Source organism: Corallococcus carmarthensis, from assembly GCF_003611695.1.
GTDB lineage: Bacteria > Myxococcota > Myxococcia > Myxococcales > Myxococcaceae > Corallococcus > Corallococcus carmarthensis.
This window is the reverse complement of sequence record NZ_RAWE01000353.1, coordinates 1-5,866: the sequence shown is the minus strand read 5'-3', so window position 1 is coordinate 5,866 and position 5,866 is coordinate 1. Positions and strand designations below refer to the sequence as shown.

Genomic DNA, 5,866 nt, shown 5'->3' with positions numbered 1-5,866 from the left:
GCCACCGGCGAAGCCCCCTTCGAGCGCCGGCTGGGCCTGCTCCTCCTGGGGGGCGTGCTCGTCCTGGGCGCGGCGTTCCGTCTGTACCGGGCGCTGAACGACGACGGCATCTACTGGCCGGACGAGGTCTACCAGAGCCTGGAGCCCGCCCACCGCCTGGTCTACGGCTACGGCCTGGTCGCCTGGGAGTTCGTCGAGGGGGCCCGGAACTGGGCCCTGCCGGCGCTGGTGGCGGGGCTGCTGGGGCTGGGGCGGCTGGTGGGGCTGACGGACCCGGCGGGCTACCTGGGGCTGGTGAAGGGCTTCTTCGCCGGGGTGGGCACCGCGACGGCGTGGGCCACGTGGCGGCTCTCCCGGGCGTCCGGGGCCTCCACCCTGGCGGCCTCCGGCGGGGCGGCCCTGTTCGCGCTGGCGGTGGTGCCCCTGTACTTCGCCCCCCGGGCCATGAGCGAGAACGCCTCCGTGCTGCCGGTGGTGCTGGGCCTGGCCCTGGCGCTGCCCGCTTCCGCGTCCCGGCGGGCCCTGGTGACGGGGGCGTCCCTCCTGGGGCTGGCGGTGCTGCTGCGGCTTCAGAACGGCGTCTTCTGCGTGGGCCTGCTGGCGGTGCTCCTGGCGCGGCGCCAGTGGCGTCAGGCGGGCGTGGCGCTGGCGGTGCTGGCCGGGTGGGCGCTGGCCTTCGGCCTGTTGGACAAGCTCACCTGGGGCCGGTGGTTCCACTCGGCCATCGTCTACCTGGACTTCAACCTGGTGCAGGGCAAGGCCGCGAATTTCGGCACGGAGGCCTTCGACTACTACCCGCGCATCCTGCGCACGGCGATGCCGGGGCTGTCCGTGCTGGTGGGCGCGCTGGCCCTGCTGGCGCTGCCCCGGGCGTGGGGCTTGTCCTTCCTGACGGCGGCCTTCGTGCTGCTGCACGCGTACCAGCCGCACAAGGAGCTGCGCTTCCTGGTGCCGGCGCTGCCCCTGCTGGCGGCGCTGGCGGCCGTGGGGCTGGATTCGGTGCTGCGCGTGCTCCGCGGCTTCCCCGCGCGGGCCACCGCCACGGTGGCGGTGGTGGCGGCGGCGCTGGTGTCGGGCGCCAACGCGGGGGCGCTCACCTTCGGCGAGCTGGGCCAGTACGAACGCGTGCGCCCCAAGGACAGCGCGTGGGACGACCAGGGTCCGGTCAACCGGCTGCTGGAGGCCGCGGGCCGGCGGGACGACGTGTGCGGCCTGAAGGTGGAGACCGTCCACCAGGCGTGGACGGGGGGCTACAGCTACTTCCACCGGAAGGTGCCGCTGTATCCCCACAACGGCCCCGGCCGGGGCTCCAACCTGTTCAGCCACGTCATCACCCGGGCGGGCTACGAGGGCGCGGGCACGACGGTGGCCCGGGAAGGCCCGCTGGTGCTGGTGAAGCTGCCCGTGGCGGGCTGCACGCCGGACCCCGGCTATTCGTGGCGACTGCCCTGAGGGGGACAGTCCGGGCCCGGAATACCCTTCCGGCCCTACCGGCGGGTTGGTAAAGCCAGGGCCATGCCCGAATCCGACTGCCTCTTCTGCAAGATTCGCGATGGCCTCATCCCGGCGAAGGTCGTCTACCAGGACGAGCACTGCCTGGCCTTCGAGGACATCAACCCCCAGGCCCCCACCCACGTGCTGTTCATCCCGCGCAAGCACATCGCCACGGTGAACGACATCACGGCGGAGGACCGGGAGCTGGTGGGCAGCCTCTACATCGGCGCGGCGAAGGTGGCGCGCGAGCGGGGCTTCGCGGACACGGGCTACCGCGTGGTGATGAACACCCAGCGCGACGCGGGCCAGACGGTGTTCCACATCCACCTGCACCTGCTCGCGGGCCGCACCCTGCACTGGCCGCCGGGCTAGCCGTCCGCCCAGCCGGCTTCCAAGCCGTCTTCCGAGCCCTGAGGCGCCGCCCGCCCATTGCGGAGTGACAGCGCTCCGGGGTGCCCGGTGCTAACGTTTCCGGCGCGCGGCCTGCCCTTCTTCCCGGGCGGGTCCGCCCTTCATGTTCAGTGCCCAGTCGTCGCCCCAGTCCCGCCGTGCCTATTCCCGCCTCGCCGTGCTGCTGGCCTCCGTGGCCGGCGCGGTCAACGCCATGGGGTTCGTGGCGATGGGCGCGCATGCGTCCCACATGTCCGGCAACATGGCCACGCTGGGCGAGTCCCTGGCCCAGGGCCGCTGGGACACGGCGCGGCTGCCCGCGCAGCTGATGGGGCTGTTCGTCGCCGGGGCCTTCTGCGCGACGGGGCTCCTGGATGCCTCGCGGCACCGCACGCGGGGCCGTCACGTGGCCGCGCTGCTGGTGGAGGCGCTCGTGCTGGGCGCCGTGGGCCTGGGCATGGCGTCCATGCCGGGCACGCGCGCGCCGGCGCTGCTCTGGGGGATTGCCTTCGCCATGGGGCTGCAGAACGCGCTCGTCACGCGGGTGTCCGGCGCGGTGGTGCGCACCACGCACGTGACGGGGCTGCTCACGGACATCGGCATCCAGCTGGTGCAGATGCTGGCGTGGGTGCGCGACGGCATCCGCGGGGAAGGCGCGCCGGGGCTGTGGCGCCGCGTGAGGGATTTGCCCTCCGCCGTGCAGTTCGAGCGCACGCGGCTGCACCTGGGCCTGGCCCTGGCGTTCCTCGCGGGCTCCACGCTGGGCCCGTTCCTGTTCCTGCGCCACGGGGCCGTGACGCTGGTGCTGCCATGCGCGGTGCTGGGCGTGCTGGCCGCGCTGGACGTGCGGCTGACCGTCAAGCCCGCGCCGTCCCCCGCCGCGCCGGGCCACTGATCAGGGCGCCGAGGGCCCGGCCACCGCGGGCGCGTCCGTGACGTTCGGGTCGGCCGCGGCGCGGCCCTGGGCCCTGGGGCGCAGGGCCTGGAGCACGCTGCTGCGCTCGTCCGTCCAGACGTATTCCGGCTCGCCGCGCAGCACCAGGCGGCGCACGCGCGCGCGGCTCTGGCGGAAGGTGGAGCCCCAGAAGAACTCCTTGTCCGGGCTCAGCAGCATCCACGCGCTGGACACCGCGTCGCCCTCGCTGTCCAGCGCGACGAGCGCCGCGGACAGGCCGTTGGCCCGCGCGTGCGCCAGGCTGATGGGCACCAGGTCCAGGTGCTGGTTGCTGATGTGCAGCGCCAGCACGCCGTGCGGCGCCAGGTGCTGGAGGTAGAGCGTCACCGCCTCCTTCGTCAGCAGGTGCACGGGGATGGCATCCGAGCTGAAGACGTCCAGCGCCAGCACGTCGAACTGGCGCGAGCCGTGCTCCAGCTCCTTCTCCAGCGAGATGCGCGCGTCGCCTTCGACGACCTCCACGTGCGCGGGCGTGTCCGTCAGCGTGCTGAAGAAGCCGCCCTGGCCCCGCGCAAGGTCGATGATGACGGGGTTGATTTCATAGAAGCGCACGTCGTCGCCGGCCGCCATGAGCGTGGCGCTGTTGCCCACGCCCAGCCCCAGCATGCCCACGCGCAGGCCGGTGGGCAGCCCCAGCGCCTGACGCCAGCGGCGCTGCTCGGCGAGCGCGAGCCCCAGGCCGCTGTCCGTCGTGTAGTACGCCGTGGGGATGTTCCGGCGCTCCGGGCGGATGTACTGCCAGCCGTGGGTGATGGCGCCGTGGCGCAGGGCGTACTGGTGCTGCTGGGGGTCGTTCTGGGACAGCTCCAGCACGCGCACCACGCCGAAGAAGTTGCGCGCGGCGAAGCGCACGCGCTCCAGGTCCGTGGCGACGAGCACGGGCAGGTGCACCGCCACGCCCACCAGCATCGCCCCGCGCAAGAGGCGTTGCGTGCGCGCCACCACCGTCTCCTCCTTCGGCCGGCGCATCAGCCCCGCGAAGGCCACCCCGCAGCACGCGGCCAGCGCCAGCGGGTGCTCCCAGTAGGTGTTGAAGAGGGCGGGCGCGACGAGGTTGACGAACACGCCGCCCAGCACGCCGCCCACGGACACCCAGAGGTAGAAGGCGCTCAGGTAGCGCGGGGCCGGGCGGCGCCGGTACAGCTCGCCGTGGCACACCATGGCGCCCGTGAAGAGCGCGGACGCGTGGAAGAGCACCTGCCACCCCAGGCCCATCGCGGGGCCCTCCTTGTGCGCGTACGTCACCAGCACCACGGAGGCGATGAGCCCCACCGAGTACGGCGTGCGCGCGTAGAAGGACTCGCGCGAGAAGGCCAGGATGAAGGTGACCAGGTACACCGCCAGCGGCATCACCCACAGGAAGGGACCCGCCGCCACGTCCTGGGAGAGCTTGTTCGTCGTGGCCAGCAGCAGCACCGACGCGCACGTGCTCAGCGCCAGCCACGTCAGCGTGCGCCCCACGCTTGGGCGCGCGGACGCCGCGGAGGCGTCACCCTCGGCTTCGGTGCGGACCTCCTCGGCGGGGTTCGCGGAGGGGGCATTCGCCGCCGGCGCGCGGCGCAGCAGGTCCCGGGCGCAGGCAAGGACGAAGACGACGAAGAGGATGAAGCCCGCGGCCCAGCCCCAGGCCTGCGCGCTCCGGCCCACCCAGGGCTCCACGAGGAACGGGTAGCCCAGGAGCGCCAGCAGCGAGCCCGCGTTGGAGAGCGCGTAGAGCACGTACGGCGAGCGCTCCGGCCGCGCGCGGGCGAACCACGACTGGAGCAGCGGGCCGGTGGTGCTGAGCACGAAGAAGGGCAGGCCCAGCGTGACGGCCAGCATCCCCATCAGCCGGAGCACGGGCAGGTGCTCGTCCACCGGGCGCCAGCCGTCCCCCGGCGCCAGCGGAGACCCCGTCCACGAGGCCCGCGCCGCGAGCGCGCCCAGCGCCACCACCAGCAGGCCCAGGTGCAGGAAGGCCTGCGCGCGCGGGCGCAGCCGGGACGCCACCGCGTGCGCGTAGGCGTAGCCCCCAAGCAGCACGGCCTGGAAGAACAGCATGCACACGGTCCACACCGCGGGCGTGCCGCCGTACCACGGCAGCGCGTAGCGGCCCGCCAGCGGCTGGACGCCGAAGAGCAGGAAGGCGCTGGTGAAGATGGCGAGGGCGTAGCGCACCATGCAGCCTCGGGGGAGAGGGAGACGCACGGCGTAGGAGTCCCGCGCTCCCGGTGTTTCCCGCCTGGGAGACAGTCTTGTCAACACGGGCACGTCCTGGAGCAAGGCCGGCGACCGGGCAGGCATCCGCCGGGGTGGGTGGCCTCATGGGACAGCGGCCCTAACTTCCCGGACGGGCAGGCGCGGACTTCCTCGCGCCCGAGGGGGAGAACACATGAAGGGCTTCAAGCGCGCGTTGGGGTTGGGACTGCTGGTGGGTGGCGCCCTGGGAGGCTGGGGCTGCGGCAAGGAGACGCCCCCGGCGGAGACGCAAGGGTTCCAGGACCCCGTGCAGCTCAAGCACCGGGCCAACGATGACCAGGCCGGCGAAAAGGCGGGCAGCAACCTGCGCGACACGTCCACCGAGGAGGGCGGCGGCAGGCCCTACCACAGCGACAGCAGGGGTTCGCTGGGGGGCGGCACCGCGGCTCCCAACCAGATGGAGGGCGAGTCGACTCCGAGCACCGGCGGCAGCCGGGAGCTGGGCACGGGGCTCGCGGACAGCTACCAGGGAGGGGCGTCCTCGGCGGGCACCGGTGGCTCCGGGCGGGACGCGGGCATGGGGCCCGCGGATGCGGGCACGCTGCGCTAGGCGCGCCTAGTAGTCCTGAACGCGCTTCACGGCCTTCAGCCGGTCGTGCAGCGCCTTCACCTGCTTGAGGCTCGGCGTATCACTGCCGCCCGCGCTGAAGTCGTCCGCCAGCTTGTCGAAGAGGGTGCACTCCATCGACATGGCCTCGCAGCTGTGGTTGCGCTTGAGCGTCTGGAAGAGCGCCTTCGTCTGCGCCCATTCCTTGTCCAGCTCGGTGGGCGCATCGCTGTCCTTGGGGG

General features: G+C 73.1%; 6 protein-coding genes. 4 read left to right on the top strand and 2 right to left on the bottom strand.

All coding sequences use genetic code 11. From position 1 onward, the window contains the following. The 3 genes from D7X32_RS42700 to D7X32_RS42690 form a co-directional block, all read left to right on the top strand. Positions 1-1,452: glycosyltransferase family protein (locus D7X32_RS42700; protein WP_120608234.1), on the top strand; the 1,452-nt coding region annotated here is incomplete at its 5' end. A 63-nt stretch (positions 1,453-1,515) separates the two neighbouring features. Further along, positions 1,516-1,866, top strand: a complete 351-nt coding sequence (locus D7X32_RS42695) for a histidine triad nucleotide-binding protein (protein WP_120608233.1) — start codon at positions 1,516-1,518, stop codon at positions 1,864-1,866. A gap of 142 nt (positions 1,867-2,008) precedes the next feature. Next, positions 2,009-2,779: a YoaK family protein gene (locus D7X32_RS42690; protein WP_120608232.1), complete on the top strand. Its 771-nt coding sequence runs from the start codon at positions 2,009-2,011 to the stop codon at positions 2,777-2,779. Here D7X32_RS42690 and D7X32_RS42685 read toward each other — a convergent pair whose 3' ends face one another. Continuing rightward, positions 2,780-4,999 carry a fused MFS transporter/spermidine synthase family protein gene (locus tag D7X32_RS42685; protein WP_120608231.1) on the bottom strand — a complete coding sequence of 740 codons (2,220 nt, stop codon included), beginning with the start codon at positions 4,997-4,999 and terminating at the stop codon, positions 2,780-2,782. 211 nt (positions 5,000-5,210) lie between these two features. Here D7X32_RS42685 and D7X32_RS42680 point away from each other — a divergent pair, with 211 nt between their 5' ends. Beyond that, positions 5,211-5,627 (top strand): hypothetical protein, encoded by a 417-nt coding sequence (locus D7X32_RS42680; protein WP_120608230.1) that lies wholly within the window; start codon positions 5,211-5,213, stop codon positions 5,625-5,627. Between the two features lie 6 nt (positions 5,628-5,633). On the opposite strand, the gene D7X32_RS45820 is transcribed toward D7X32_RS42680, so the two are convergent. Further along, positions 5,634-5,866 (bottom strand): hypothetical protein (locus D7X32_RS45820; RefSeq protein ID WP_158625866.1); only part of this gene is annotated, 233 nt, incomplete at its 5' end.

What these genes read in the sequence shown, in the direction of transcription:
- D7X32_RS42695 (WP_120608233.1), top strand. Translation starts at nt 1,516, where the DNA reads ATGCCCGAATCCGACTGCCTCTTCTGCAAGATTCGCGATGGCCTCATC.
- D7X32_RS42690 (WP_120608232.1), top strand. Translation starts at nt 2,009, where the DNA reads ATGTTCAGTGCCCAGTCGTCGCCCCAGTCCCGCCGTGCCTATTCCCGC.
- D7X32_RS42685 (WP_120608231.1), bottom strand. Translation starts at nt 4,999, where the DNA reads ATGGTGCGCTACGCCCTCGCCATCTTCACCAGCGCCTTCCTGCTCTTC.
- D7X32_RS42680 (WP_120608230.1), top strand. Translation starts at nt 5,211, where the DNA reads ATGAAGGGCTTCAAGCGCGCGTTGGGGTTGGGACTGCTGGTGGGTGGC.